The following is a 24800-nucleotide window of genomic DNA, read 5'->3' as shown; positions in this document are numbered from 1 at the left end:
GCGTGGCGAGCCTCGACATCCAGGGCGTGCAGAAATCCTTCGGCGCGACCCGCGTCCTGCACGGCATCGACCTCGCCATCGCCGACGGGGAAATGATCGTCGTCGTCGGCGCCTCGGGCTGCGGCAAGTCCACGCTGCTGCGCATCGTGGCGGGGCTCGAGACGCCCTCCGCGGGCAAGGTGCTGATCGAGGGCCGCGACGTCACGCCGCTCGAGCCCGCGGATCGCGACATCGCCATGGTCTTCCAGACCTACGCGCTCTATCCGCACATGTCGGTCTTCGACAACATGGCCTATGGCCTGAAGATCCGCGGCCTGCCGAAGGCCGAGATCGCGGCCCGGGTGCAGGAGGCGGCCGACCTCCTGTCCATCGGCCAGCTGTTGCAGCGCAAGCCGCGCCAGCTCTCGGGCGGGCAGCGCCAGCGCGTCGCCATGGGCCGCGCCATCGTCCGCCACCCCAAGCTGTTCCTGTTCGACGAGCCGCTGTCGAACCTCGACGCCAAGCTGCGCGTGCAGATGCGCGCCGAGATCCGTCGCCTGCAGAAGCGGCTCAAGGTCACCAGCCTCTTCGTCACCCACGACCAGGTGGAGGCGATGACGCTGGGCGATCGGCTGGTGGTGATGCACGAAGGCCGAGCCGCGCAGGTCGGCACGCCGATGGAAGTGTGGTCCAGGCCCGCCGACACCTATGTCGCGTCCTTCATCGGCAGCCCGGCGATGAACCTCCTGCCTGCGACGCTGGCCGAGGGCGGCGCGGCAGCACGGCTGGCCGGCGGCGCCCTCTGGCGCTTCGCCGACGGCCCGCGCGCGGGCGGGGAAGGAATGGCCGTCACTCTCGGCATCCGGCCCGAGCACATGCTGCCCGACGGCGCGGAGGGCCTCGCCCTCTCGGTCGAATTGGCGGAGCCGATGGGCTCCGAGACCGTGCTGCACGGCATCCTGCCGGACGGCACGGCGCTCACCGCCCGCGTGCCGGGCGTGCTGGCGGCCGAGCGCGTGACGCTGGCGCCGGATCTCGCGGCCCTGCATGTCTTCGACGCCGCATCGGGCCGCCGCATCGACCCGGCCTGAGCCGCCATTGACCCGGTCGCGGCGCGAGGTCAGATAGCGGCGATTGGACGCGTTTCGCCGTCCGGGAGGTCGCATTCATGAATCGTCGCAACGTCCTCGGCCTGGGCGCATCCGCCGCCCTCGCCCCCTTCGCCGCCAATGCGCAGGCGCCGGCCTGGCCGAACGGCCCGGGCCGCATCGTCGTGCCCTTCGCCGCCGGCGGCCCGACCGACATCCCCGCGCGCCTGCTCGCCGACGAGATGTCGAAGTTCCTCCCGCATCGCCTGGTGGTCGAGAACCGCACCGGCTCAGGCGTCGTGATCGGCACCGACGTGGTCGCCAAGGCGGCGAAGGACGGGCAGACGATCCTCTACACCACGGTCGGCCACGCCTACCTGCCCGGGCTTTTCGAGCGCCTGCCCTTCGACCCTGTGCGCGACTTCACGCCGGCGGCCTTCATCGGCCAGATCCCGATGATCCTGCTGGTGAACAAGGACTTCCCGGCGCAGACCCTGCCCGACCTGATCAAGCTGCTGCGCGAGAACCCGGGCAAGTACGACTACGCATCCTCGGGCAATGGCGGCGCGGTGCATCTCGGCACGGAACTCTTCCTGCACTCGGCGGGCGGGCTGCGCGTGAACCACATCTCCTTCCGCGGCTCCTCCGCCGCGATGCCCGAGGTGCTGGCCGGGCGCATCCCGATGATCTTCGACGTCGCCTCGGGCGCACTGCCCTACATCAGCCGGGGCGACCTCCGGCCGATCGCGATCAGCACGCGCACGCGCATGCCCTATGCACCGAACATCCCGACCTTCATCGAAGGCGGCGTGCCGGATTTCGAATGCTACACCTGGCACATGGCGATGGTGCCGGCGGGCACGCCGATGCCCGTCGTCAACGCGATCAACGCCGCCTTCAACCGGGCGCTGGCCATCCCGGCGGTGCAGAACCGGCTTGGCGAGATGTCGATGAACGTGACCACCGACAGCACGCCGGAAAGCGCCGCGCGCTTCCTTGCCAGCGAGATGGCGAAGTGGACCCCGGTGATCCGCGCCGCGGGCATCCGCCCGTCGTAACGGGCGCTACGCCGCGCCCATGAAGCGGGCGAGCAGCGCGACCTGTGCGACGAGCATCGGCTTGCCGCCATGGGTCGCGCAGCCGCGCCGGGCGGCTTCCGCCAGGAAGGGCGTCACCTCCGGAGCCATGATGACCTCCGCCGCCAGCATGGGCGGCGCGAGGCGCTCGACATCGAGCGGCAGCGCATCCCCGTCATGCATGCCGAGGGACGTCGCGTTCACCACGACCTCGTGGCCGGACGGGTCCGGCCCGCCGGTGCGCGTGTCGCAGCCCGGATAGGCCGCGCGCACCCGCGCCGCCAGCGCCTCCGCCTTCGCCACGGTCCGGTTGTGGATGGTCAGCCGCGTCGCGCCGTGCCTGGCGAAGGCGAAGGCGAGACCCGCCGCCGCGCCGCCGGCGCCGGCCATGAACACCGCGCGGCCCGCGACGTCGTGCCCGGCGCCGCTGAGGCCGGCCACGAAGCCTTCCCCGTCGAACTGCCCGCCGACCAGCCGGCCATCTGCTTCGCGCCGGATGACGTTGACGGCGCCGACCTGGCGCGCGGCGTCGGTCAACTCGTCGCAGAGCGCGGCGATCGCCTCCTTGTGCGGGACGGTCACGACGATGCCGCCGAGGTTCCGCATCCGCCGCAGCCCCGCGACGACTGTCGCGAGGTCTTCCGGTGCCACATCCAGCGCCACCATCACGCCGTCGAAGCCCATCGCATCGAACTGGGCGTTCATCGCCTGGGGCGTGCGCACATGCGCCACCGGATGGGCGAGGATGACGGTCACCGCCGTGCGGCCGGAGATGCTCGCGCGGGTCTGCGTCACCGCCGCCCCCGCGCGCGTTCCATCGCGACCAGCGCCGCCTCGACATCCGTGGCCGTCGCGCGCGCCGCGTGCTCCAGCGCCTTGGAGATGGTCGGGCTCGCCTCGCCGCCCGTCACGCGCGCGACCGGCGCATCGAGCCAGTCGAACAGGCGCCGTTGCGCCGCATCGGCGAACCAGCCGCCCCAGGACGGGCCCTGCGCGCCTTCCTCGACCACGATCAGCGCGCCGGTGCGCCGGACGCTCGCCTCGACCGTCGCCCAGTCGAGCGATGCGCGGTCGAGCGTGCGCAGGTCGATCACCTCCGCGTCCACGCCCGCGGACTCCGCCGCCGCCACGGACTGCCCCACCATGTTGAGGTAGGTCGCGATCGTCACCGCCGCACCCCGCCGCACCACCTTCGCCGACCCGATCGGGATGACGAAGTCCCAGTCCTCCTCCGGCGCCTCGCCCTCGGTCTGGTACAGCGCCACGTGTTCCAGCACGAGCACGGGGTCGTCGCAGGCCAGCGCCGCGTTCATGAGGCCCACGTAGTCGAGCGGCGTGGACGGCGCGACGATCCGCCAGCCCGGCGCGGTCGCGAAGATGCCGGCCGGATCCATGGAATGCTGGCTGCCGTAGCCCGTGCCGATCGCGACCTTGGTACGCAGCACCAGCGGCGCGCGCGCGCTGCCGCCGAACATGTGCCGCGCCTTGGCCGCCTGGTTGAACACCTGGTCGGCTGCGACCCAGAGGAAATCCGGGTACATGAACTCGACCACCGGGCGGAACCGCCCGTCCATCGCCATGCCGCCGGCCAGCCCCATGAAGGCGGCCTCGCTGATCGGCGTGCCGAGGATACGGCCGGGGAAGGCCTCGGCCAGCCCGCGCGTCGCGCCGTTGGTCCCGCCGCGCAGGCGATGGATGTCCTCGCCCATGACGATGATGCGCGGGTCCTCCGCCATGCGGCGGTGCATCACCTCGGCCACGCAGTCGATGAACTTGTGGCTGGCCGTGCCGCCGCGCAGCGCCGTGCGCGCACCACGCAACTCGGACAGGTCGCTGCGGATATGCGTGTCCTTCGACGCGGGGTCGGGCCAGAGCGACGGGCAGATGCGTCGCGCATTGCCGGCCGCCTCGGTGAACTCGTCCACGATCGCGGCCATCGCCGCCTCGATCTCCGCGCGCATCCGCGTCGCCTCGCCCGCCGGCAGTCGCTTCTCCAGCACTGCGACCGGGTCGCGCGCGCGCCAGGCGGCCTCCTCCTCCTTCGTCCGGTAGCCGAAGGCGGAGCCCGGAAGCGGGCCGTTCTGGTGGAAGAAGCGGTAGCACTCGGCCTCGACCAGCGCGGGGCCGCTGCCCGCGCGGCACAACGCCACCGCCTCCTGCATCGCGAGCCGGACCGCCAGCGGGTCCATCCCGTCCACCTGCCAGGACGGGATGCCGAAGCCCATGCCGCGCGCGGCGAGCCGCGGCTCGCGCGTACTCTCGGCGACGGTGGTCGAGACCGCATAGCCGTTGTTCTCGATGAAGAAGACCAGCGGCAACGACCATGCGGCGGCCAGGTTCATCGTCTCGAGGGCCGCGCCGATATTGGTCGCGCCGTCGCCCAGGAAGGTCACGCAGACATTGTCGGTGCCGGCGAATTTCATCGCCGCGGCCGCGCCGGCCGCCAGCGGCACGCCGCCGCCGACGATGGCATTGGTGCCGAGCGCGCCGGCCTCGGCCCAGCGCAGGTGCATCGACCCGCCGCGCCCGCCGGAGAATCCGGGCGCGAGGCCCATGATCTCCGCCAGCGCCCGGCGCAGCACGCCATGCGCCGCCGGTGTCACCGCATCCGCTGCGCCGACATGCCGCAGCGCCTTGGCCAGGAACTGGTGGTGTCCGCGATGGCTGCCGTTGATCTGGTCGCCGTCCTTCAGCGCGAAGACCGCCCCCGCTGCCCCGCCTTCCTGCCCGATCGAAGAATGCGCCGGCCCATGCACCAGACCCTCTCCGGCAAGGCGCAGCACCGCCTCCTCGAAGGACCGGATGGCCTGCATGGACCACCAGAGGGCGCGTGCCTCCTCGGGCGGCAGCGCCGCCCAGTCCTCCGGCGTGGCCGTGAGGCGGAGGCAGGGCGCGGCAGGACGGATCGGCGTCGTCTCCGGCATGGTCAGGGCGCTCCGTTCGCCGCCCAGCCGGCATCGACCGGCAACACCGCACCGGTGATCGCCGCGGCGGCGGGGGAGGCAAGGAAACAGGCCAGCGCCGCCACTTCCTCCGGCTGCACCAGGCGGCCGAGCGGCGCGCGCGCCGCCAGTCGCTTGGGGTCCAGCCGGCCCGCCGCGACCAGCCCCGCGACCAGGTCGGTTTCCGTATAGCCTGGCGCCAGCGCGTTCACCCGCACGCCCGCCGGTCCCCATTCGCAGGCGAGCGCGCGCGCCAGGTTCGCGACCGCCGCCTTGGTCGCGCAATAGGCCGCGCGTTCTGCCCCGCCGATCGAGCCATAGAGCGAGGAGGTGAACAGGATGAGCCCCGCCCCGTCGCGCACCATGCGTCGCGCCGCGGCCTGGGCCGTCAGGAAGGCGCCGGTCAGGTTGACGTCGAGCGCGCGCTGCCAGTCCTGCGCCGACAGGTCGAGCGTCGGCGTGTTCATCGCGAGGCCGGCATTGGCGATGGCGACGTCGACGCCGCCCCAGGCCGCGTCCATGGCCGCGAAGGCGGCCTCCACCGCCGCCGGGTTGGCGACGTTGCCGGCGATGCAGAGCCAGCCGGCCGGCGCCTCCGGCACCGCGTCGCGGTCGAGGATGCAGACCCGCGCACCCTGCGCCGCGAAGGCATCGGCGACGGCGCGCCCGATGCCGCGCGCGCCGCCCGTGACCAGCACGCGCCCGCCGGGGGCGGGGAGGGGAGAAAGCGTCGTCATGGCGGCATCTCCTTCAAGCCGCGCCGAGGCGCGGCCGCATGGCCGCAACCGCCGCAGCCTCCGGCCGCACGGTCACGAGCCGCCCGTCCTGCCATTGGGAGACCATCGGCCGCGCGCGCTGATTCTGTCCGGTGTCGTCGAAGCGGGCGCCCCAGCCCGCCGCCGTCGCGCCCTCGGGGATGTCGGTGGCGAGCATCGCCGCGCGCAGCCGGTCGCGCTCCGCGCCGCCGGCGCGGTGCAGCGCATCGAGGCAGATGCGCGCGCCCGCGTAGTTCGACAGCGAATGCCCCGAGCGCGGTTCCGCCCCGTAGCGCCGGCCATATGCCTCGACGAAGGCGGCGGCGCCCGGGGCTGCCGCCTCCGCCACGGCGACCGGCGCGACATCGACGTTGAGCGTGCCCTCGAAGCCGGGCCCCACGGCGCGCGCCGTGTCGGCGTAGGTGTAGCCGGCGCCGGCGCCCATCACCATGCGCGGCCGCCAGCCCGCTTCCTCCATGCCGCGGAACAGCAGCAGGATGTCGTTCTGGACGCCGGCATGCAGCAGGACATCGGCCTGCGCCGCGCGCAGCCGCTGGACCACGGGCCCGAAATCGGCGGACCGCGCGGCATAGCCGATGCGCGTCGCGAGTTGCAGGCCACGCGACCTGATCTCCGCCTCCTGGACGTCGGCCACGGCCTGCCCGTCCAGCGCATCCTCGTGCAGGATCGCGAGTCGCAGCGTGCGCGGCTCGACGCCCCAGGCAGGGGCCAGCGCGTCGGCCACCGCGCCGATGCCGACCGACGCGACCTCCGAGGCGCGTGGGCAGGCGCGCCAGAGGTTGCGGAAGCCGCGCTCGGTGATGCTGTCTGCCATGGCGCCGAGTTCGAGATAGGGGATGCCCTGCACCTCGGCGGCCTGGGTTGCGGCAAAGGACAGCTGGGAGGCATGGGTGCCGAACAGGGCGACGGCGCGCTCCGCGCCCATCAGGCGGCGCGCCTCGGCGATCGCCTGGGCGGCGTCGGACGCATCGCCGCGCAGCAGCCGCACCTGGCGGCCGGCCACGCCGCCGGCGGCGTTGCGTTCCTCGGTCGCGAGCTCGAGGCCGCGGAAACTCTCGTCCCCCGGGAGCGCAAACGGCCCCGAGGCCGGATAGAGCGCACCGACGCGCAGCTCCGCCGGCTGCGCGGCCGCCTGCCCTGCCGCCGCGGCGGCGAACACCCCCGCAACGAGCGAGCGGCGGCGAAAGGCGGGCATGGCGGTCCTCCGGTGGCGCGGCGCGATGTTCGATGCCCGGCGCCGCCCTGGCAAGGTCGCCTCGCGCCTTGACGCGCGCGCGGCACGGGGGGGATGGTCCCGCCGCACACAAGGGAGACGCAGCATGGCCAGCCTGCCGCAGGAGATGACCTACATCGCGCACGGCACCGGCGGCGGGGCCGAGGTGCTGGTGCCTGCGCGCGGCCCCCTGCCGGAACCCAGGCCGGACGAGGTGCTGATCCGCGTCATGGTCGCCGGCGTGAACCGGCCGGACGTGCAGCAGCGGAGTGGTTCCTACCCGCCGCCGCCGGGCGCTAGCCCCATCATCGGCCTGGAATGCGCGGGCGAGGTGGTCGCCACCGGCAGCGCGGTCACGCGCTACCGCGTGGGGGACCGCGTCTGCGCGCTGACCAACGGCGGCGCCTACGCCGAATACTGCGCGGCGCCGGAGGCGCAGACGCTGCCCTGGCCCGAAGGCTACGACGCGACCCGCGCCGCCGCCCTGCCCGAGACCTACTTCACCGTCTGGGCGAACATGTTCGGCCACGGCCGACTGCAGCCGGGGGAGACGGTGCTGGTCCATGGCGGCACCTCTGGCATCGGCGTCACCGCCATCAAGCTCGCCAAGGCCTTCGGCGCGCGCGTCTTCGCCACCGCCGGCAGCCCCGAGAAGACCGTCGCCTGCACCGGGTTCGGCGCGGATGCCGCCATCGACTACAAGGCGCAGGACTTCGTGGAGGAGGTGAAGCGCCTGACAGAGGGGCGCGGCGTCGATGTCCTGCTCGACATGGTGGGCGCAGCCTATTTCCAGCGGAACCTGCGCTGCATGGCCTGGGACGGGCGGCTTGTCATCATCGCCTTCCTGGGTGGACACGAGGCCGATGCGGTCGACCTCCGCCCGATCATGCTGCGCCGCCTGACCGTGACGGGCAGCACCATGCGCCCGCGCACCACGGCGCAGAAGGGCGAGCTCGCCGCCGCGCTGGAAGCCAAGGTCTGGCCGATGCTGGCCGAGGGGCGCTGCGGCCCCGAGATCTTCCGCACCTTCCCGCTCGCTGAGGCCTCCGATGCGCATCGCCTGATGGAAAGCAGCACGCATATCGGCAAGATCATGCTGACCGTGGCGGAGTAGGGCGCCGATGATCGACCTCGCGGGCAAGGTCGCGCTGCTGACCGGCGCCAATGGCGGCATCCCGCGCGCGACCGCGACGCTGTTCCGGCGGCTCGGCGCGCATCTCGTGCTGACCGACCTCGACCGCGACGGGCTCGACGCCTTCGCCGCCACCCTGCCGGAGGGTGAGGCCCGCATCCTGACCGCGCGCGCGGACGTCGCGCGGCGGGAGGAGGTGGACGAGGCCGTCGCCATGGCCGGCCGCGAATTCGGCGGCATCGACATCCTGGTGACCGGCGCCGGCCTCTATGTCGAGCAGGAGGTGCCCGCCATGTCCGACGAGGACTGGCGGCGCACGCTTGCCGTCAACCTGGACGGCGTCTTCTTCGCCTGCCGCGCGGCGATGCCGGTGATCCGCAGCGGTGGCGCGATCGTGAACATCGCCTCCATGGCCGGGCACCGGGGCTCGGTCCGCCACGCGCACTACGCGGCCTGCAAGGCGGCGGTGCTCGGCTTCACGCGGTCCCTCGTGCATGAGCTGGCGCCGCGCGGCATCCGCGCCAACTGCGTCTCCCCGGGCATCATCGCGACGCCGATGACCGAGGCGATCATGGCGCGGAACGGCGCCGCGCTGATCGCCGCGACGCCGATGAAGCGCTTCGGCACGCCGGAGGAGGTCGCCTCGGTCGTCGCCTTCCTCGCCTCCGACGCGGCTGCCTTCGTGACCGGCGAGACCATCCACATCAATGGCGGGATCTACATGGATTGACGCGCGCCCGCGCGACGTCCTGGCCCATGTTCACAGCCCTCCTCCTCCTCGCCGTGCTGTTTGCCGTGCTCGTCGCGCGGCTGCCGCGCGGCGGCGGGCGGGCCTTCGCCGCCGGCGGCGCCGTGCTCGCGCTGTCGGCGGCGGCGCTGCTGCTGCTGCGACGCGGGTCGCTGCCCGGGCACCGCGCCAGGCCCTGGCGTTCCCCTTCCTGACACGACGGACCGACGCATCGTGAACCTCTCCCGCAAGCTCGCCGCGCGCGCCGCCGAGGGCCGTCCCATCCGCGTCGCGCAGATCGGCGCCGGCAAGTTCGGGTCGATGTTCCTCCACCAGGCGCGCATCACGCCCGGGTTGCACGTGGCGGGCATCGCGGACCTGTCGGTGCCGCGCGCCCGCGTCGCCCTGGCGCGCGTGCACTGGCCCGCCGGGTCCTTCGACGCCGGCGGCCTCGATGCCGCGATGCAGGACGGCACCACCCACCTGACCGACGACGCGATGGCGCTCATCGCCGATCCGCGCATCGAGGTCGTGGTGGAATGCACCGGCCACCCGGAAGCGGGGCTGCGCCACGCCCGCGCCGCCATCGCCCACGGCAAGCACGTGATCATGGTGAACGTCGAGGCCGACGTGCTCGCCGGCCCGCTGCTGGCGCGGGAAGCGGCCGCGGCCGGCGTCGTCTACTCGATGGCCTATGGCGACCAGCCGGCCCTGGTCTGCGAGATGGTGGACACGCTCCGCACCGCGGGCTTCACGGTCGTCGCCGCCGGCAAGGGCACGAAATACCTGCCCGAATTCCACGCCAGCACGCCCGCCACGGTCTGGGGGCACTACGGCCTGACCGAGGCGCAGGCGCGCGACGGCGGGATGAACCCGCAGATGTTCAACTCCTTCCTCGACGGCACGAAGTCCGGCATCGAGATGGCGGCGATCGCCAATGCAACGGGCCTCGCGGTGCCCGAGGACGGGCTGCTGTTCCCGCCCGCCGGCACCACCGAACTGCCCGCCCTGCTCCGTCCGCGCAACGAAGGCGGCGTGCTACCGCGCAAGGGGATGGTGGAGGTGGTCTCCTCCGTCCGGCGGGACGGCAGCACGATCCCCGACAACCTCCGATGGGGCGTCTATGCGGTGTTCGAGGGCGAGAGCGACTACGCGCGGCGCTGCTTCGGCGAATACGGCGTCGCGACCGACCCTTCGGGCCGCTACGCGGCGCTCTGGCGGCCCTATCACTTCATCGGGCTCGAACTCGGCGTCTCGGTCGCCTCGGCCGCGCTGCGCGGGGAGGCGACGGGCTGCGCCGAGGCCTGGCGCGGCGATGTCGTGGCCGTGGCGAAGCGGCCGCTCAAGGCCGGCGAGGTGCTGGACGGGGAGGGCGGCGCCTGCGTCTGGGGCAAGTGCATCCCGGCGCCAAGGTCCCTTGCGCTGGCCGCGCTGCCGATCGGCCTGGCGCACGGCATCCGCCTGGCGCACGACGTTGCGGAGGGTGCGATCCTGACCGCGGCGGATGCGCCGGTGGACCCGATGGGCGACGCCCAGCGCATCCGTGCCGAGATGGCGGCGCGCTGCGGCTGATTTTGCGACGGTAACGGCTTCCAGAATTCTTCGATTGCGCTCAAAATGATGCGTCGGCAGGGGCTGACACGCGAATTCGACCGCCAGCCGGGACCCGTCCGCGAGCCGCCATGCGTTCGGCCTTCCATCTCCTGATCGTGGCGATCCTGCTGTTCGGCGGCGCCTGGCCCGTGACCAAGGCCGCGCTCGCGCATGCGACGCCCATGTGGTTCGCGACCGGGCGGGCCGGGCTCGCGGTGCTGGCGACGGCGCTTCTGCTGGCTGCCCTCGGTCGGCTCCGGCTGCCGAAGCGGGACGACCTCCCCTCGGTGCTGGCGCTCGGCATCCTGCAACTCGGCGCCTTCTTCATCCTGGCCCATGCGGCGGTCGCGATGGTCCATGCGGGGCGCACGGCCATCATCTCGGCGGTCGTGACCTATTGGCTGATCCCGCTATCCGTCCTGGTGCTGGGGGAGAAGGTGCCGGCGCATCGCTGGGTGGCGGCGGGGCTCGGCCTCGCAGGTGTGGCGGCGCTGGCCGGCCCCTGGGCGGTGGACTGGTCGGACCGCGGCGAGTTCGTGGGCCATCTCATGCTGGTCGCCGCCGCGCTGTTCTGGACGCTGGCCATCGTCACCACGCGGCGCTACCCGCCGCCGACGCCGGTCTTCGAACTGCTGCCCTGGTGCTTCGGCATCGCCACGCTGATCATCCTCCCCGTCGCCCTGGTGCTGGAGCCGCAGGGCGGCATCTTCGGGCCGTCCTGGCCCTACATGCTCTATATCGGGCTGGTGGTGGCGCCGATCGGCACCTGGTGCGTCATCGAGGTCGGGCGCCGCCTGCCGGGGGCGGTCGCCTCGGTCGCCTTCCTGCTGGTGCCGGCCTTCGGCGTCCTGGTCAGCACGCTCTGGCTCGGCGAGCCGATCGGCTGGGACATGGCGGTGGGCGGCGGCCTGATCGTGGGCTCCGTCGTCCTGGCGTCGCGCACATGAGGCTCGCCGTCACCGAGGCCGGCGAAGGCCCGCCGCTGCTGCTGCTGCACGGCCTGTTCGGCGCCGGGCAGAACTGGGGCGCCGTGCGCCGGGCGCTGGCGCCGCGCTTCCGCGTGCTGACGCCGGATCTCCGCAACCACGGCGCCTCGGCGCGCGACCCCGACATGTCCTATGCCGCCATGGCCGCGGACCTCGCCGAGACCCTCGATGCCGCCGGCGTGGCGCGCGCCGCGGTGCTCGGCCATTCCATGGGCGGCAAGGCGGCGATGGCCTTCGCGCTGGCGAACCCCGGGCGGGTGTCGCGGCTGGTCGTGGCCGACATCGCGCCCGTGCGCTACCGCCCGGCGCTGCGCGGCTACGTGGAGGCGATGCGCGCCATCCCGCTGGCGCCCGGCCTCGCGCGCCGGGACGCCGACGCCGCGCTCGCCGAGGCCATCCCGGAAGCCGGCATCCGCGCCTTCCTGCTGCAGAACCTCCGCTTCGAGACGGACCCGCCGCAGTGGCGGCTCGGCCTCGAGGAGATCGCCGCCGCCATGCCGGCCATCGAGGATTTCGACGCGCCGCCCGGCGCGCGGTTCGACGGGCCGGTGCTGGTCATGGCCGGGGAACGCTCGGGCTATGTCCGCCCGGAGCACCACGCGGACTTCCGCGCCTTGTTCCCGGATGTGCACTTCGCGACCGTCCCGGGCGCGGGCCATTGGGTGCATGCCGAGAACCCGGCCGGCTTCCTCGCCCTGCTCGAGGCTTTCCTGGACGAGCCGCGGTAACGGCCGCCCTTCAGGCTGTGCCGAGTTCGACCAGCGTGATCTCCGGCGGCACGCCGAAGCGCACCGGCAGCGTGCTGAGCCCGAGCCCGCCCGAGACCACGAGGTCGCGCCCGTCCTCCCGCACATGGCCCCAGGCATAGCGGTGCCGCGACGGCACGACGGGCGACCAGCCGAGCAGCCGCACCTGCCCGCCATGCGTGTGGCCGCAGAAGGTCACGGTGACGCGGCCGGGCAGGGTGGCGAAGATGTCGGGCTCATGCGCCATCAGCAGCAGGGGCGCCTCCCCCGTGACCTGCCCGAGCATGCGGGGCACGTCCTCGGCACCGCGGCGCACGCCGAAGGCCCAGGAGGATTCGAGCCCGCCCACCAGCACCGGCCCCGCGCGCTCGACCCTGTTGCCGAGCACGGGAATTCCCGCACGCTCGAGCGCGCGCGCCATCGCCGGCACGCCTGCGCGGCCTGCCTGCATCGCCGCGCGGTCCTCCCACCAGTCGTGGTTGCCGTTGACGGCGAAGACGCCGAGCGGGGCGCGCAGCGCAGCCAGGCGGCGCGCCACGTCGGCATGCGGCAGCACGCGGTTCACGAAGCGGATCGACGGCCCGAAATCCCCGGTCAGCAGCACGAGGTCCGGCTCCAGCGCATTCGCCGCGGCGACGATCATCTCGATGCGTGCCTCGGCCATGAGCGGCGCGCCGGCATGCAGGTCCGATAAGTGCACGACGCGCAGCGCCAGGCCCGGCGGCCAGCCGCGCGGCACCAGCGCGTGCCGCTGCACCGCGAGGCGGAAGAAGGGCTCGACGCCGAAGCCGTAGCCGGCAAGGCCGAGCCCCGCTGCCGCGACGCCCCCGGCCGCCGTGAGCAGGCCACGCCGGCCGATCATGTCGCGCTGCCCTGAACCATGCCGCGATCAAGGCCATACGAAGATGGCAGGGGTGCGGCGAGGCTTGCGCGGAGCGCCGCCCCCGCCACATCGCGGCCATGTCCGAGTTGCCAGACCCGAGCCGCGCCGCGGCCCTCGCCCGCCTCGCGGCGTTCGCGCCGCGCATGGGCCGTGCCTATGCGGCCGGGCGCAACCACGACCCCGGGCCGGGTGCGCGGCGGGATGTCTCGCGGCTCTCGGCGCATCTGCGGCACCGGCTGCTGACCGAGCGGGAGGTAGTGGCCGTGGCCCTCGCCCAGCACGGCCCCGGCGCGGCCGAGAAATTCATCCAGGAGGTGTTCTGGCGAACCTACTGGAAGGGCTGGCTGGAACTGCGCCCCGCCGTCTGGGCGCGCTACTGCGCCGCGCGCGACGCCGCCCTGGCCGCGCCGCCGATGGGCTACGAAGCTGCGACGCGGGGCGCGACCGGCATCGCCTGCTTCGACGCCTGGGCGCATGAGTTGGCCGAGACTGGCTGGCTGCACAACCACGCGCGCATGTGGTTCGCGAGCATCTGGATCTTCACGCTGCGCCTGCCCTGGCCGCTCGGCGCGGACCTTTTCCTCCGCCACCTGAAGGATGCCGATCCGGCGTCGAACACGCTGTCCTGGCGCTGGGTCGCGGGCATGCAGACGCGCGGCAAGCATTATGTCGCGCGCGCGGAGAACATCGCCCGCTACACCGGTGGCCGCTTCGACCCGCGCGGGCGGCTGGACGAAAACCCCGCGCCGCTCGACGACGGCCCACCGCCCGCGCCGCGCGCCCTGCCGCCCGCCGATGCGCCGCCCGAGGAACCCGCGCTGCTGCTGTTGCACGAGGACGACCTGCATCCGGAAAGCCTCGGCGTCGATGGCGGGCGCATCGTGGCCGTGGCCGGCCTCGCGGTGCCGGAGGCGCGGTCGCCGCTCGGCTGCGCGCCGGGCGCGGCAGGGTTCGCGCGCGCCGCTCTGCAGGACGGGCTGGCACGCGCGGCCGGGCATTTCGGGGCGCCCGCCGCCACGGCGAGCCTGGCCGAGATCCCCGCGCAGGCCGAGGCGGCCGGCGCGCGTGCCGTCGTCATGCCCTGGGCGCCCTCGGGCTGGACAGGGGAGGCGCTGGCGCCGCTCCGCCCGGCGCTCGCCGCGCGCGGCCTCACGCTGCATGTGCTGCGGCGCGACTGGGACAGCCGCTGCTGGCCGCACGCGACTGCCGGCTATTTCGGCTTCCGCGACCGTATCCCCGCCTTCTGCGCGGACCTGGTCAGATCGCCTGCGGTGCCTTGAAGCGGCCGTCCTTCGCGAGGTCAGCCGCACGCCAGAGATACCAGGCGGCGGTGGTGCGGTAGGGCGCCCAGGCTTCCCCGATCGCGGCGAAGGCGCGCGGCTTCGGCTGTTCGGGCAGCCCCGCCGCCACCCGGTAGCCCTCGCGCACGCCGTAGTCGTCCACGGGCAGCACGTCGGCGCGGCCGAGGGTGAAGATCAGCAGCATCTCGACCGTCCAGCGCCCGACGCCGCGCAACGGCACCAGGCGCTCGACCAGCGCCTCGTCGGTCATGCGGCGCGCCGCGGCGCGCGTCGGCACGATGCCGGTCGCGGCCTTCTCGGCGATGTCGCGGATCGCCAGCACCTTGTTGGCGGACAGGCCGCAGGCGCGCATCGCCTCGGGCGTCAGGGCCAGCACGGCCTCAGGTGCCGGGAAGGGCGCGGCCCCGCAGGCGCCGAGGAAGCGCCCGAGGATCGCCTCCGCGGCCCGGCCGTGCACCTGCTGGTGGGCGATCGCGCGCACCAGTGCCTCGTAGGGCTCGCGCCGAGCGGGCTTCAGCGTGCAGGGCCCGACCTGGCGGATCACCCGCTTCAGCACGGCGTCGCGCCGGAGGTGGCGCAGCGCCTCGGGTGTGCCGAGGCTCAGCGGAACACCAGCTGCGGCAGCGTCAGCGTGATGGCCGGCACGTAGGTGATGACCATGAGGCAGGCGATGATCACCAGGATGAAGATGCCGAGGTAGCGCATCATCGCCTCGACGCCGCAGCCCGCCACCTGCGCCGCGGCGAAGAGGTTCACGCCGAAGGGCGGCGTGATCATGCCGAGCGCAAGGTTCACCACCATGATCGTGCCGAAATGCACGCCGTCCACGCCGAGCCGCTCCGCCGCTTCCTGCAGGATGGGCGCGAGCACGATGATCGAGGCGGAGGTCTCGACGAACATCCCGACCACGAACAGGAACGCATTCACCACAAGCAGGTAGAGCGAAGCGTTGTCGAACGACGTGGCGAGCCATTCGGCCGCCGCGTCCGGCACGCCCTGCCGGTTCAGCAGCCATGAGAAGACCGCCGCGCAGGCGATGATGAACATGATGACCGCGCTGCTGATGACCGACTTGCGGAAGATCGGCAACAGGTCGCGCGGCCCGATCTCACGGTGCAGGAACATCCCCACGATCAGCGCATAGACCACCGCCACGACGGAGGCCTCGGTCGGCGTCGTGATGCCGCCGTAGATGCCGCCCAGGACCACCACCGGCATGACCAGCGCGAAGCCGGCCTGCCGCGTTGCGACCAGGACGGACAGGCGGCCGACGCCGTCATTCTTGCCCCAGCCCTTGATGCGGCACCAGACCAGCACGGTCGCGACCAGCGCGCCGCCGATCAGGATGCCCGGCCCGAAGCCCGCGATGAACAGTTCGGGGATCGAGGTCTGCGTGGTCACGCCATAGAGGATCATCGGGATCGAGGGCGGGATGACGACGCCGAGTTCCGCCGCCGTTGCCTGCAGCGCGGCGGCGAAGCCCACCGGGTAGCCCGCGCGCACGAGCGCCGGGATCATGATGGCGCCGATCGCGAAGGTGGTCGCGACGCTGCTGCCGCTGATGGCGGCGAAGATCATGCAGGTGACGACGCAGGTGGCCGGCAGCCCGCCCTGCACGCCGCCCACGATGGACCGCGCGAATTCCACCAGCCGGCGGGAGATGCCGCCGACCTCCATCAGGTTGCCGGCCAGGATGAAGAAGGGAATGGCCGCCAGCGGAAACTTGTCGAGCGCCACGAACAATTGCTGCGCGGCGACGATCAGCGGGAAGTTGGTGTAGCCCGCGATGCCGATGACGGCGGCGATGCCGATGCCGATCGCGACCGGGACGCTGATGGCAAACAGCACCAGCATCGCGGTGAGCATGGCGCCGCTCATACCGCGGCCTCCAGTTCCTCGTGCCGTCGGTCGAGGAAATGCGCGACCGCGCTCAGCATCGCGAAGGCCGCGCCGGTCGGTATCGCGGCGTAGCCCCAGGACATCGAGACCTCGAGCCCCGCCATCTCCTGGAACTTCACGCGCACGGCCATCTCCCAGCCGAACCAGAACATCACGCCGAGCATGGAGAGCACCGCGGCGAGCGAGGCTGCCTCCAGCGCGCGCCGGAGCGCGCCGCCGCTGTAGCGGTGCGCCACGTCGATCGAGACCAGCGCACCGGCGCGGAGCGCCACGGCGACGCCCACGAAGGCCATCCAGATGAGCGCCGTGCGCACCAGCGCCTCGGACCAGATCGACGGCGTCTCGGTCGCGAAGCGCGCGACCACCTGCCAGGCGCCGGCCGCGACCGCGACCGTGAGCGCCAGGCTCGCGAGCAGCGTCGCGGCCGTGGTGGCGTAGCGGTCGAGGGCCAGCACGGACCGGCGCACGCCCGCGCGCGCACCATCCCCGGACCCCGCCCAGAGCGCCAGGCCGACGGTGGCGAGCGTCGCCGCCCCCGTCACCTGCAGCGGCAGCAGGTTCATCGCGTTCATCGCACCCCCCGAAAGGCGGGCGCGGGGCGCGGCACGGACGCCACGCCCCGCGCGGTTACGCCGGCCTCAGCTCGGCCGCCAGTCGCGGATGCGGCGCAGCAGCGTGGCGTCGAGCGTGCGCTCCCATTCCGCGAAGGCCGGGGCCAGCGCGCTCTGGAAGGCGGCGGTGTCGACCTGCGTCACCACCGTCATGCCGCGGCGGCGCAGCTCCTCGACGCCATTCGCGTCGTCGGCCGAGACGCGGGCGCGGTTGGCCTGCTGCGCGGCGCGCGCCGCCTCCATGAACAGCGCCCGGTCGGCGGTCGAGAGCCGCTGCAGCGTCGCCGGGTTGCAGATCATGACCGCCGGCGAATAGACGTGGTTGGTCAGCGTCATGAAGCGCTGAACCTGGTTCAGGTTGTTCGCCACGATCACCGAGATCGGGTTCTCCTGCCCGTCCACCGTGCCCTGCTGCAGCGCGGGGACCAGCTCGCTGAACGCCATCGGCGTCGGCAGCGCGCCGAGTTCCCGGAAGGCGCGCATGTGGACCTGGTTCTCCATGGTCCGCACCTTGAGGCCGCGCACGTCGGCCGGCGCATTCACCTCGCGCCGGGAATTGGTCAGGTGGCGGAAGCCGTTCTCGGTCCAGATCACGCCGACCAGGCCGCGCGCCTGGAACCGCGCCAGCACCTGCTGGCCGATCTCGCTGTCGAGCACGCCGCGCGCATGTGCGGCGTCGCGGAACAGGAAGGGCACGTCGAAGACGCGGACCTCGGGCACGAAGTTCCCGACCGGGCCCGTCGAGGTGAAGGTGCAGTCGATCGTGCCGATCTGGGCACTCTCGATCATCTCGCGCTCATTGTCGTTGCGCTGGGCGACCACGCTGTAGCGGCCCCCGGTCAGGCGCTCGAAGGCCTCCTTGAAGGCGGCGGCGCCGGCCCCGGTGTGGCTGTTGATCGGCAGGGCGTGCTGCACGGTGATCTGGGTCTGCGCCAGCGCGGGCGCGGCGGCCAGCGGCGCCGCCAGGGTGGCGGCCAGGGCCAGCCGTCGGGTCAGGGTCATGTTTTCGTGTTTCCTCCGTGTTGGTGGGCGGGCGCAGTTAGCCGGGCGCCGGCGCCGCTGGCAATCGTGCCGGCGTCGTCGGGCCCGGGCCGCCTTCGTATTGGGCAGTCTGCCCGTTGTCTGGCCTGGCGGCGGGGCTCAGTTGGGCCGCCAGTCGCGCATGCGGCGCAGCAGCGCGCCGTCCAGCTCCCGCTCATACTGCTGGAAGGCGCCGGCGAGCGCGGTCTGGAAGGCGGCGGTGTCGACCTGCGTCACCACGGTCATGCCGCGGCGGCGCAACTCGTCGACGCCGGACGCCTCGTCGGCGCTGACTTTCTCGCGGTTGGCGCGCTGCGCGGCGCGGGCGGCCTCCGTGAAGGCAGCGCGGTCGGCTGTCGAGAGCCGCTGCATCGTGCCCGGGCTGCAGATCAACACGGCCGGCGAATAGACGTGTCCGGTCAGGGTCAGGAAGCGCTGCACCTGGTTCAGATTGTTCGCCACGATCACCGGGATCGGGTTCTCCTGCCCGTCCACCGTGCCCTGCTGCAGCGCGGGGACCAGTTCCGAGAACGCCATCGGCGTCGGCAGTGCGCCGAGCGTCTGGAAGGCGCGCATGTGGACCTGGTTCTCCATGGTGCGCACTTTCAGCCCGCGCACGTCGGCGGGGTTGTTCACCTCGCGGCGCGAATTGGTCAGGTGGCGGAAGCCGTTCTCCATCCAGATCACGCCGACGAGGCCCCGCGCGCTGAACTGCTGCAGCAGGCCCTGGCCGATCTCGCTGTCGAGCACGCCGCGCGCATGGGGGTAGTCGCGGAACAGGAAGGGCACGTCCACCACGCGCACGCCGGGCACGAAATTGCCGACCGGGCCGGTCGAGGTGATGGTGCAGTCGATCGTGCCGATCTGCACGCTCTCGATCATCTCGCGTTCGTTGTCGTTGCGCTGGACATTGACGCGGACGCGCCCCTGGGTCAGGCGCTCCAGCGTCTCCTTCAGCGCCGCGGCTCCGGCGCCGTAATGGCTCGTGGCGGGGAGGGCGTGCTGCAGCGTGATGGTCGTCTGCGCCGCCGCCGGCGTGGCGGCGAGCGGGGCGGCGGCCAGCGCGGCAAGGGCCGCGCGACGGGTCAGGGTCATGCGTGTTCCTCCTGGGCGGGTGTAACGCGAAGCCCCGCCGACGCGTCCCTATAGGCGAGGCGCCGCCCCCCCATCAATGCGCAGCCGGTCCCCCCGGATGGTGTGCCGCCGTCCATGCGGCGCACCGCGTCACGACAGCAGCAGCACGGCGGCCCAGCCGACCAGAACGACCGCGAGCATCGAGGGCAGCAGCAGCCGCCAGACCGCCGCCGGCCGCGTGCCGTCGCCGAGCAGCCCGGTGACGAGCGCCGTGACGGCGAAGGACATGCCTGCGCCGGCCGCACCCGCGAAATTGTGCACGGCTGGCGCGACCAGCGGCGGCATCCCCGCCGCCAGGCCGAGCGCCTTCTGCACGGGCATCAGCGCGGCATTCGACCCGACATTGCTGCCCGTCACCATCCCCGCCGCCAGCCCGAGCACCGGCACGGCGAAGGGCGCGGCGCCGCCGAGCGCCCCGGCCGCCGCCTGCGCCAGCGCCGCAGTCGCGCCGCTGCCCGCCAACCAGCGGGCCAGCAGCACATAGAGCAGCAGCACCGCGGCCGGCCGGGCCGCCCGCGCCAGGGCACCGCGCGCGCGCGCCGCGCCGTCTGGCCGGCGCAACAGCAGCGTCGCCGAGACCGCCAGCAGCACCACGGCCACATGCGTCAGCGGGAACGGCGGCAGCGCGGCATAGGGCCGGATCGCGGGTGGGTCGGGCACGGCGCGCGCGGCCAGCAGCGCCAGCGTCAGCAGCAGATAGGGCGCCATGGCCCGCCCCGCCCGCCGCCAGGCGGCCGCATCGCGCGGCGGGTCGGCCAGCCAGAGCGCCGCCAGCAGCGGCCCGCCGGCGGCCAGGATGCCGAGGATCTCGAAGGGCAGCACGCGATGCCCCGCGACCAGGATCGCAGCCATGGCGCCCAGCATCGCCATTTGCGCGGCACGCTCCCGCCCCGGCACCGGCACGCCCGCCGCCGCCGAGAGCCGCCAGCAGACCGGCCCCAGCAGCAACACCCAGGCGGCGTTGGGCAGCGCCGTCAGCGCTGCGATGTCCTGTGCGGGCAAGCCGACCAGCGCGGCGCCGAGCGCCGTGCCGGGGCCGAGCCCGCCCCAGGGGATCAGGCAGAGTGAGAGCAGCGCCAGCGCCGCCGCCGGCGCGCCGCCCAGCCCCATGCCGCGCAGCGCCGCCAGCGCGAAGACGGCGCCGACGGCGAAGCCGGTCACGCTCTCCATGAAGGTGCCCATCAGCAGCGTCGCGGTGAAGATCGCGCGCGGCGTCGCCGCCTGGCGCAGCGCGGCCTCGCCGCGGTCCTCGACGGCGGCGTGGAACAGCAGGCCGCCCGCCACGACGCCGATCGGCTGGCTCGCGAGGAAGGCGCCGCGCAGCGCCTCCTCCGCCAGGAAGCCGGGCAGGCCGGTGCCGGCGGGCAGCGAGACGAAGGCGGCGGGCAGCGTGGCGGCGAGCGCCGCCAGCACCGCCGTCAGCGGCCCCGCCCGCCCGCTTACCAGCAGGCCGACCAGCAACAGCAGCGGCGCCGCCTGGAGAAGGAGGGTCACGCCTCCAGCACGAAGGTCTTGCCGACCGCGCCCGGCACAACGACCGCGTCGCCATGCGCGCGTTCCAGCGCGCCCAGCGCGCGCCAGCCCGTGCAGTGGGAGGGGAACATCCAGGTGAGCCCGAAGCCGCCAAGGTCGGCGACCGTCTCGGGGATGATGCGCTCGTTCGTGCCGGACAGGTGGAAGCCGCCCATCGCCGCCAGCAGCGGGATGTCGGGCATCAGGCGCCGCGCTTCGTGCAGCACGTTGACGATGCCGCAATGGGAGCAGGCGGAGAACACCACCAGCCCCTTGCCGCGCAGGTTCACGGCGACGAAGCGTTCATCGTGCAGCCATTCGTCCGGCTGCCAGGGCGCGCCGTCGTCCGCGCGCGCCACCTGGCCCGGCAGGCCCACCTCGTAGGCCGTCACGCGCGGGATCTCGCCGCTGACCAGCACATGCCCCGCGATCACGGCGGGCTCGCGCGAGACCTCGGGCCGCGCGCCCATCGCGGCCCAGTCGCCCGGCGTAGGCACGCGGTCCATCGGCAGCACGCCGCCATCGGGTTGGCGCGAGCCCCGCTCGCGGAACATGCCGGGATGGAGGTGCAGCGGCACCTCCCGCCCGCCATTCGCCGCGCGGATCATCGCGATGGCCTGCGGGATGCCGCCCGCATGGTCCCAGTGCCCGTGCGAGAGCACCACCGCCTCGATCGCGCCGAAATCGACGCCGAGCCGCACCCCGTTGCGCTCGACCGCGTAGTCCACCGGCCCGCCGTCGAACAGCACGGACCGGCTCTCGCCATCCGTCGTCACGGTGATGACCAGCGACAATCCGTGATTGGCGCAGCAGAGCGACCCGCCTGCGACCCGCTTCATCCCCTTCTGCTGCAGCCGGACCCATTCGCGCGTGACGAAGGGCGGCGTCGAGGACAGGCTGTCCGTGACGTTGTCCACCAGCGTCGTTATCTCGATGCGATCGACCGCCCGAGGTGCCTGCATGCCCGCCTTCCTTCCCGAACCCTACGCAGCCTATGGCAGCAACCTGTGGCGCGACCAGATGCGCGGGCGCTGCCCGGCGGCCGAGGTTGCCGGACACGTGCAGCTGCCGGGCTGGCGCCTCGTCTTGCGGAAATTCGCGCTGATCGAGCCCGACCCGGCCGCCGCCTGTCCCGTGGGGCTCTGGCGGGTCACGCAGGCCTGCCTCGACTCGCTCGACCGCTTCGAGGGGCCGCATACCTACGCGCGCACGCTGATCGACCTGCCGGACGGCGGGCGTGCCTGGACCTATCTGGAGATTCGCCACCGCCCCGGCCCGCCCGCGGCCGAATACGTGCAGCGCCTGCGCCGCGGCTATGCCGACTTCGGCTTCGACACGGGGCCGCTCGACGCCGCGATCGCCGCCTCGGGCTTCAGCGCCGGCGCGCCTCCGCCACCGTGATGACCAGGGCGCCGGCCAGGATCACGGCCGCGCCCGGCCAGGTCCAGCCGTCGGGGACCTCGTGGAAGATCGCCCAGCCGAAGCCCGCCACCACGATCAGCCGCAGGTACTGGAAGGGCGCGATGGCGGATGCCTCGCCATACCGGTAGGCGCTCGTGATCAGCCAGATGATGCCCGGCGCGAAGCCCGCGACCGTCAGCAGGATCAGCAGGTCCACGAGGCCGAGCGGCACCCAGGCCATGGCCGCGAAGGGCGCCGAGCCGGCCGTTGTCACCAGCCCGACCCAGGCCATGATGGTCGTGTTGCGGTCGATCTGCGCCAGCACCCGCGACGACAGCGTGATGCCGCACCAGAACACCGCCGACGCCACGGCAAGCCCGACGCCGAGCGCCGAGATCGTCGTCCCCGGCCGCAGCATGACCGCGACGCCGACGAAGCCCGCGATGGTGCCCGCCCAGCGCCAGCGGTCCACGCGCTCCCCCAGCACCGGCCCGGCCAGAAGCGTCGTGAACATCACGTTGGTGAAGGACAGCACCGTGGCGGTCGCGAGGTCGAGTGGCCCGAAGGAGGCGTAGTAGAACCCCCAGGTCAGCAGCGACGACGCGCCGCGCAGCAGGTGCAGCCCTGGCCGCGTCGTACGGAACACCACGAGCCCCGTCGCCGCGACCAGCGGCGCCACCCAGAACAGCTGCCCGAGGGAACGGAAGAAGACCTGCACCTCGACCGGGATGCCGCGCTCGGTCATCAGGCGGATGGCCAGCGCCTCGGCGGCAAACAGCACCGCGGCGGCGGCCATCAGCGCGCCGCCCCGCAGGTTGCCCGAAACTCCGTTCAGCATTGACGGACGCCACCTCCGGCGTAGCGTTGGCAAATCTGCGGCGGCTTCGCCGCGGCGTCCAGGTCGCGAAGGGATGCGCATGGCGAAGGAAGCGGAGAAGGAGGGTGCGCGGGAGGCCGCCGCCCGCGGGCCCATCCTGGTATGGGGCGCGGGCGCCATCGGCGGGACGATCGGTGCCGCCCTGGTCCGCGCGAAGCACGCCGTGGTGTTCGTCGACATCGAGCCCGACCACGTCGCCGCCATCGCCGACCCGGCGCGCGGCCTCGCCATCGAGGGGCCGGTCGACCCGCACACCGTCGTCGCCCCCGCATTCACGCCGGAGACGGTGCAGGGCACGTACCGGCGCATCTTCCTCTGCGTGAAGGCGCACCACACGGAAGCCGCCTGCCGCGCCCTGCTGCCGCACCTGGCGCCGGACGGCTATGTGCTGTCGCTGCAGAACGGGCTCTGCGAGACCATCATCGCGCCGATCGTCGGGCCCGCGCGCACCATGGGCTGCTTCGTGAACTTCTCGGCCGACTGGCACGGCCCGGGCCGCATCATGTATGGCGGCCGCGGCGCGCTGGTGCTGGGCGAACTCGACGGCGCCAACACGCCGCGGCTCGCCGCGCTGCACGCGCTGCTGCGCGACAATTTCGAGCCCGGCGCCATCACAACCGAGAACATCTGGGGCTATCTCTGGGGCAAGCTCGGCTACGGCGCGATGCTGTTCGCCCAGGCGCTGGGGGAGAAGGGCATCGCCGATTGCCTGGCGCGGCCCGAATTGCTGCCGCTGTGGCGCGCGCTGGGCGGCGAGGCGGTCGCCGTCGCGCGCGCCGAGGGCATCGAACCGCGCGGCTTCAACGGCTTCGACCCGGCGGCCTTCTCCGAGGGTGCGACGCAGGCGCAGGCGGCGGCCTCCGTCGCCGCCATGGTCGCGTTCAACCGCCCGAACGCCAAGACCCATTCCGGCGTCTGGCGCGACCTCTGGGTGCGCAAGCGCCGCACGGAGGTGGACGTGCAGATCGCCCCCATCGCCGAGATCGGCGCAAAGCACGGCATCGCCTGCCCGGCGGTGCGCTGCCTCGTCGCCATGACGCATGAATGCGAAGCCGGCACGCGCCCGATGTCGGACGCCAACCTCACGGAGCTGATGACGCCATGAAGGAATACGACTTCACCGGCACGACCGTTGCCGTCACCGGCGCGGGGCACGGCTTCGGCCGCGCCATCGCGCAATCCTTCGCCGCGCTGGGCGCGCAGGTCTTCGCCTGCGACCTGTCGGCCGAGGAACTTGAGCAGACCGCGGACCATCCGGGCGCCATCCACACCAGCGCCTTCGACCTGACGAAGCCCGGCGCCTCCAAGGCCTGGATCGCGGAGGTCGAGGCCAAGGCCGAGGGGCCCGTCGGCGTGCTCGTGGGCAATGCCGGCGGCGTGCGCGGCCAGGTGATGCGCCCGGTCGAGGAGGTGCCGGAGTCCGACTGGCACGACGTCATTGCCATCAACCTGCACGCCCACTTCGCGCTGGCGCAGGCGGTCGCGCCGGGGATGAAGCGCGCGAAGTCGGGACGGATCGTGACCATCAGCAGCGGCGCCGGGCTTCAGCCCTCCCGCACCGGCATCCAGGCCTATACCAGCGCGAAGCACGGGCTGATCGGGCTGACGCGGCAATTGGCGCACGAGCTCGGCCCGCATGGCATCAACGTGAACAGCGTGGCGCCGGGGCTGATCCTGTCGAACCCATCCTCCATCAAGCAGTGGGAGGCCTACGGGCCGGAAGGCCAGGCGCGCGTGCTCGCCTCGATCGCGCTGCAGCGGCTGGGGGAGGCCGAGGACATCGCGAACGCGGTGCTGTTCCTGGCCTCGCCGATGGCGAACTACGTGAACGGCCAGGTGCTGAGCGTCGATGGAGGGAAGTAGCCGCGCCGCTTGAAGCCGGGGCCCTGCGGGACGATCTGACG

At 73.0% G+C, this 24800-nt stretch carries 25 protein-coding genes; 12 read left to right on the top strand and 13 right to left on the bottom strand.

The window, feature by feature from the left end; all coding sequences use genetic code 11:
- The first annotated feature begins 2 nt into the window (after positions 1–2).
- Together E8M80_RS21815 and E8M80_RS21810 are read left to right on the top strand one after the other, a co-directional pair.
- Positions 3–1070, top strand: coding sequence for an ABC transporter ATP-binding protein (locus tag E8M80_RS21815; protein WP_137127840.1), 1068 nt, complete (start codon positions 3–5; stop codon positions 1068–1070).
- A gap of 77 nt (positions 1071–1147) precedes the next feature.
- Positions 1148–2125 (top strand): tripartite tricarboxylate transporter substrate binding protein, encoded by a 978-nt coding sequence (locus tag E8M80_RS21810; protein WP_137127839.1) that lies wholly within the window; start codon positions 1148–1150, stop codon positions 2123–2125.
- 6 nt (positions 2126–2131) lie between these two features.
- Here E8M80_RS21810 and E8M80_RS21805 read toward each other — a convergent pair whose 3' ends face one another.
- Genes E8M80_RS21805 through E8M80_RS21790 form a run of 4 tightly spaced genes read right to left on the bottom strand, consistent with a single transcriptional unit; the run spans position 2132 to position 7056 of the window.
- Positions 2132–2938 (bottom strand): shikimate dehydrogenase, encoded by an 807-nt coding sequence (locus E8M80_RS21805; RefSeq protein WP_240790164.1) that lies wholly within the window; start codon positions 2936–2938, stop codon positions 2132–2134.
- Positions 2935–5067 carry a thiamine pyrophosphate-dependent enzyme gene (locus E8M80_RS21800; RefSeq protein ID WP_137127838.1) on the bottom strand — a complete coding sequence of 711 codons (2133 nt, stop codon included), beginning with the start codon at positions 5065–5067 and terminating at the stop codon, positions 2935–2937. Before E8M80_RS21800 ends, E8M80_RS21805 begins: the two co-directional genes overlap by 4 nt.
- Before the next feature lie 2 nt (positions 5068–5069).
- Positions 5070–5822: an SDR family NAD(P)-dependent oxidoreductase gene (locus E8M80_RS21795; protein ID WP_137127837.1), complete on the bottom strand. Its 753-nt coding sequence runs from the start codon at positions 5820–5822 to the stop codon at positions 5070–5072.
- A 13-nt stretch (positions 5823–5835) separates the two neighbouring features.
- Positions 5836–7056 carry an ABC transporter substrate-binding protein gene (locus tag E8M80_RS21790; RefSeq protein WP_137127836.1) on the bottom strand — a complete coding sequence of 407 codons (1221 nt, stop codon included), beginning with the start codon at positions 7054–7056 and terminating at the stop codon, positions 5836–5838.
- Positions 7057–7180: 124 nt separating this feature from the next.
- Here E8M80_RS21790 and E8M80_RS21785 point away from each other — a divergent pair, with 124 nt between their 5' ends.
- The 6 genes from E8M80_RS21785 (at position 7181) to E8M80_RS21760 (ending at position 12240) form a co-directional block, all read left to right on the top strand.
- Positions 7181–8188: an NAD(P)H-quinone oxidoreductase gene (locus E8M80_RS21785; protein WP_137127835.1), complete on the top strand. Its 1008-nt coding sequence runs from the start codon at positions 7181–7183 to the stop codon at positions 8186–8188.
- Positions 8189–8195: 7 nt separating this feature from the next.
- On the top strand, positions 8196–8936 hold the full coding sequence (locus tag E8M80_RS21780; RefSeq protein ID WP_137127834.1) for an SDR family NAD(P)-dependent oxidoreductase: 741 nt from the start codon (positions 8196–8198) through the stop codon (positions 8934–8936).
- Between the two features lie 26 nt (positions 8937–8962).
- Positions 8963–9148, top strand: coding sequence for a hypothetical protein (locus E8M80_RS21775; RefSeq protein ID WP_137127833.1), 186 nt, complete (start codon positions 8963–8965; stop codon positions 9146–9148).
- Positions 9149–9167: 19 nt separating this feature from the next.
- On the top strand, positions 9168–10505 hold the full coding sequence (locus tag E8M80_RS21770; protein ID WP_137127832.1) for an NAD(P)H-dependent oxidoreductase: 1338 nt from the start codon (positions 9168–9170) through the stop codon (positions 10503–10505).
- 110 nt (positions 10506–10615) lie between these two features.
- Positions 10616–11473, top strand: a complete 858-nt coding sequence (locus E8M80_RS21765; RefSeq protein ID WP_137127831.1) for a DMT family transporter — start codon at positions 10616–10618, stop codon at positions 11471–11473.
- The gene (locus E8M80_RS21760) at positions 11470–12240 is read left to right on the top strand and encodes an alpha/beta fold hydrolase (protein ID WP_137127830.1); all 771 of its coding nucleotides are present in this window, start codon (positions 11470–11472) and stop codon (positions 12238–12240) included. The genes E8M80_RS21765 and E8M80_RS21760 overlap by 4 nt, the downstream gene beginning before the upstream one ends.
- 10 nt (positions 12241–12250) lie before the next feature.
- Here E8M80_RS21760 and E8M80_RS21755 read toward each other — a convergent pair whose 3' ends face one another.
- Positions 12251–13120, bottom strand: a complete 870-nt coding sequence (locus E8M80_RS21755; RefSeq protein ID WP_137127829.1) for a metallophosphoesterase — start codon at positions 13118–13120, stop codon at positions 12251–12253.
- A 98-nt stretch (positions 13121–13218) separates the two neighbouring features.
- Here E8M80_RS21755 and E8M80_RS21750 point away from each other — a divergent pair, with 98 nt between their 5' ends.
- Positions 13219–14421 (top strand): FAD-binding domain-containing protein, encoded by a 1203-nt coding sequence (locus tag E8M80_RS21750; RefSeq protein WP_137127828.1) that lies wholly within the window; start codon positions 13219–13221, stop codon positions 14419–14421.
- Here the strand turns inward: E8M80_RS21750 and E8M80_RS21745 are convergent.
- The 7 genes from E8M80_RS21745 to E8M80_RS21715 all read right to left on the bottom strand — a co-directional run bounded on the left by E8M80_RS21745 (position 14399) and on the right by E8M80_RS21715 (position 21580).
- Positions 14399–14998, bottom strand: a complete 600-nt coding sequence (locus E8M80_RS21745) for a DNA-3-methyladenine glycosylase 2 family protein (RefSeq protein WP_240790163.1) — start codon at positions 14996–14998, stop codon at positions 14399–14401. The two genes, E8M80_RS21750 and E8M80_RS21745, sit on opposite strands and share 23 nt — an antisense overlap.
- A gap of 44 nt (positions 14999–15042) precedes the next feature.
- Positions 15043–16320: a TRAP transporter large permease gene (locus tag E8M80_RS21740; protein WP_137127827.1), complete on the bottom strand. Its 1278-nt coding sequence runs from the start codon at positions 16318–16320 to the stop codon at positions 15043–15045.
- Positions 16317–16913 (bottom strand): TRAP transporter small permease, encoded by a 597-nt coding sequence (locus tag E8M80_RS21735; RefSeq protein ID WP_240790162.1) that lies wholly within the window; start codon positions 16911–16913, stop codon positions 16317–16319. The genes E8M80_RS21740 and E8M80_RS21735 overlap by 4 nt, the downstream gene beginning before the upstream one ends.
- 66 nt (positions 16914–16979) lie before the next feature.
- Positions 16980–17954 carry a TRAP transporter substrate-binding protein DctP gene (dctP, locus tag E8M80_RS21730; RefSeq protein WP_137127826.1) on the bottom strand — a complete coding sequence of 325 codons (975 nt, stop codon included), beginning with the start codon at positions 17952–17954 and terminating at the stop codon, positions 16980–16982.
- Between the two features lie 138 nt (positions 17955–18092).
- Positions 18093–19067 carry a TRAP transporter substrate-binding protein DctP gene (gene dctP, locus E8M80_RS21725; RefSeq protein ID WP_137127825.1) on the bottom strand — a complete coding sequence of 325 codons (975 nt, stop codon included), beginning with the start codon at positions 19065–19067 and terminating at the stop codon, positions 18093–18095.
- 129 nt (positions 19068–19196) lie between these two features.
- Complete coding sequence (locus tag E8M80_RS21720) at positions 19197–20600, bottom strand: L-lactate permease (protein WP_137127824.1); 1404 nt, start codon at positions 20598–20600, stop codon at positions 19197–19199.
- Positions 20597–21580, bottom strand: coding sequence for an MBL fold metallo-hydrolase (locus tag E8M80_RS21715; protein WP_137127823.1), 984 nt, complete (start codon positions 21578–21580; stop codon positions 20597–20599). Before E8M80_RS21715 ends, E8M80_RS21720 begins: the two co-directional genes overlap by 4 nt.
- On the opposite strand from E8M80_RS21715, the gene E8M80_RS21710 reads away from it, so the two are divergent.
- Entirely contained in the window at positions 21579–22019 is a 441-nt protein-coding gene (locus E8M80_RS21710; protein WP_170979566.1) for a gamma-glutamylcyclotransferase family protein, read from the top strand. The two genes, E8M80_RS21715 and E8M80_RS21710, sit on opposite strands and share 2 nt — an antisense overlap.
- On the opposite strand, the gene E8M80_RS21705 is transcribed toward E8M80_RS21710, so the two are convergent.
- Positions 21991–22857, bottom strand: a complete 867-nt coding sequence (locus E8M80_RS21705) for a DMT family transporter (protein WP_240790161.1) — start codon at positions 22855–22857, stop codon at positions 21991–21993. The genes E8M80_RS21710 and E8M80_RS21705 overlap by 29 nt on opposite strands.
- 79 nt (positions 22858–22936) lie before the next feature.
- Between E8M80_RS21705 and E8M80_RS21700 the strand changes: the two genes are divergently transcribed.
- Together E8M80_RS21700 and E8M80_RS21695 are read left to right on the top strand one after the other, a co-directional pair.
- Positions 22937–24001 carry a ketopantoate reductase family protein gene (locus E8M80_RS21700; RefSeq protein ID WP_137127821.1) on the top strand — a complete coding sequence of 355 codons (1065 nt, stop codon included), beginning with the start codon at positions 22937–22939 and terminating at the stop codon, positions 23999–24001.
- A complete protein-coding gene (locus E8M80_RS21695; RefSeq protein ID WP_137127820.1) occupies positions 23998–24759 on the top strand; it encodes an SDR family NAD(P)-dependent oxidoreductase in 762 nt (253 codons plus the stop codon). Before E8M80_RS21700 ends, E8M80_RS21695 begins: the two co-directional genes overlap by 4 nt.
- The last annotated feature ends 41 nt before the right edge of the window (positions 24760–24800 follow it).

This window comes from Roseomonas sp. HF4 (assembly GCF_005222755.1).
In the GTDB taxonomy this organism is placed as follows: domain Bacteria; phylum Pseudomonadota; class Alphaproteobacteria; order Acetobacterales; family Acetobacteraceae; genus Neoroseomonas.
Note: the sequence above shows the minus strand (reverse complement) of the source record. Positions and strands in the feature narration are given on the sequence as shown.